2 protein-coding genes are annotated in these 2,533 nt (G+C 70.7%); both read right to left on the bottom strand.

The window, feature by feature from the left end; translation table 11 throughout:
* On the bottom strand, positions 1 to 1,426 hold a 1,426-nt coding region (locus tag AE652_RS39120; RefSeq protein WP_049660282.1), incomplete at its 3' end, for a phosphate ABC transporter substrate-binding protein PstS.
* Positions 1,427 to 1,464: 38 nt separating this feature from the next.
* Positions 1,465 to 2,533 (bottom strand): phosphate ABC transporter permease PstA (gene pstA / locus AE652_RS39115; protein ID WP_049660280.1); only part of this gene is annotated, 1,069 nt, incomplete at its 5' end.

The following is a 2,533-nucleotide window of genomic DNA, read 5'->3' as shown; positions in this document are numbered from 1 at the left end:
GGCCCTGCGCGAGATCGCCGTCGCACGGGGCGCCGCCGGAACCGCCCGAGCCGGAGCCGGTCTTGACGGGCTGGCCGTCCTTCACGGTGCAGTCCAGCGGGCTGCCCGCCTTGTCGCAGGGGCTCGGCATCGGGGCGTTCTTGAGGACGGTCAGCTCCCCGGCCGAGTTGAAGGTCGGGTTGGCGCAGTTGGCGAGGGTGTCGGGGTCGACCGGGCTGGCGTTGCCGGGGATGTTCCTGGTCTGCAGCAGACCGCCCTTGACCAGGCCGCGCGGGATCGGCGAGTAGCCGAGGTCGTCCGCCTTGCCCTGGCCCTCGCACAGCACGTAGGAGAGGAAGCGGCTGAGCGCGGAGCCCTTGTCGTTGTTGAAGCGCGGCGGCGGGGGTGCCGAGGCTCCGGCGCGCGGCACGATCAGGTAGCTGTAGCTGGAGATCGGGTAGGCGCGCGGGTCGTCCATGGTGTAGACGCCGTCGAGGTTCTGCTGCAGGTAGTTCGGGTCGTTCGCGGGGGTGCCGTCGTCCACGCCGCGGATCTTGGCGGCGGTGAGCGCGACGGCGACGTTGGAGGCGGTCGGCAGCGAGTAGTACCCGGCCTGGTTGAGCACCTTCACGACCGGCCAGTTGCTGCGCTTGGCGAAGGCGTACTCGTCGTAGCCGATGGTGCCGACGTTGGTCGGGGACTTGATGTAGCCGGCCACCACGTCGGAGCCGTTCTGCGCGGTCATCCGGCCGGAGGGCGGGAAGAACTCGGTGTAGTCACCGCAGCTCACGCCGTTGACGGACTTGCAGTAGGCGTCCCACTGGTCCTTGTGGGTGTGCTCCATCCAGCGGGTGAACTGCGCGGTGGCGCCGGAGCCGTCGGAGCGGACCACCGGGGTGATCGGCAGGCTGGGCAGCGGCTTGCCGTAGTCGTTGGTGATCTTCGGGTCGTTCCAGTTGGTGATCTTGTTGGTGAAGATGTCCACGACGGTCTGCGGGGAGAGCCGCAGGTCGCGGACCTGCTTGCCGCCGACCACCAGGTTGTACATGAAGGTGGTGCCGCCCGCGGTGATCGGGACGTAGGAGAAGCCCCAGGTGGGCTTCTCCGCGCTTCCGGTCCCGGACGCCTGGCCGCCCTGCCCCACCCCGCTGTCCTGCCCCGAGCGGAACGGCACGTCCGAGGCCGTGAAGTCGTCCTGCCCGTTCGACCAGGCGGTGCGACCGGCCGCGGAGCCGACCGGGCTGAAGTTGATCTGGATGCCCTGCGGGGAGACGTCCTGCCGCCACTGGTCGATGGCAGGACCGGCCCAACTGGAGCCGTCCGCGCTCAGCGAGACGGAGGCCGCGAACGCCGGGGACTGCCCCAGCAGCGGGGAGGCCGCCGCGAGCATCAGGGACATCGTCCCCGCCAGCAGCCGGGCCACGGAGCGACTGAGGCCCCTGGACATGTGAACTCCTCTGGTACGGAGGGTGGTTGGTCTGGACATCAGTGCTTCGCCTGCGAGTGGAGGGCGTACGGACGGGCGATGCCCCCGAGGGCGGCCGCCTCCTGGCGGCGGGCCTCCCGGTTGATCCGGCGCTTCTGGGCCCGGGTCAGCTGCCCGGGACGGCGGCCGCCGAGCATGCGCGCGGTGACGAAGAGGATCAGCACCACGGCCATCAGGGTCAGGCCGGCCGCGAAGCCGCGCGCGATCATCCCGTCGTACGGCTGCTTGACGTAGTTCCAGATGTACAGCGGCAGCGACACCTGCTGCGCGTCGAACGGGCTGGCGTTGAACCGCGGGGTGAAGCCGGAGGTCAGCAGCACCGGCGAGGTCTCGCCGACGCCGCGCGCCATGCCGAGCACCACCGCGGTCACCAGACCGGGCCGGGCGGTCGGCAGCACCACGTTCCACACCGTGCGCCACTGGCTGCCGCCGAGCGCGTAGGAGGCCTCCCGCAGGGTGCCGGGCACCAGCCGGATGACCACCTCGGCGGCCCGGGTGACGATCGGCATCATCATCACGGTGAGCGCGAGCGAGGCCGCGAAGCCGCTCTTCTCGAAGCCGAAGGTGAGGATCACGATGCCGTAGACGAACAGGCCGGCCACGATGGACGGCAGCGCCGTCATCGCCTCGACCAGGGTGCGCACCGGGCGGGCCGCCCGGCCGCCGACCTCGGACATGAAGACGGCCGCCGCGATGCCCAGCGGAACGGCGAACAGGGAGGCCAGGCCCAGCTGTTCGAGCGAACCGACGATCGCGTTGAGCGCGCCGCCGGAGGTGAGCGGGTCGAGCGGGCCGGTGCGCTCCATCGACTCGGTGAAGAAGTTGAGGTGCTGGGCCGCCTCCCAGCCCCGGCTGGCGACGTAGCCGATCTGGTCGGCGGTCAGCGCGACCACCAGCAGCCCGGAGCTCCAGGCGACCACGGCGACCAGCCGGTCCCGCACCATCATCGGGTTCCACTGGAGCCGGCCGAGCAGGTAGTAGCCGGCCAGGAAGAGCAGGTACCAGCAGAGCAGGAAGCCGAAGGCGCCGCTGAACGGCAGCACCCGCTCGTAGAGCACCCAGTCCAGC

This window comes from Kitasatospora sp. MY 5-36 (assembly GCF_001182915.1).
Classification (GTDB): domain Bacteria; phylum Actinomycetota; class Actinomycetes; order Streptomycetales; family Streptomycetaceae; genus Kitasatospora.
This window is presented reverse-complemented; position numbering and strand designations above follow the sequence as displayed.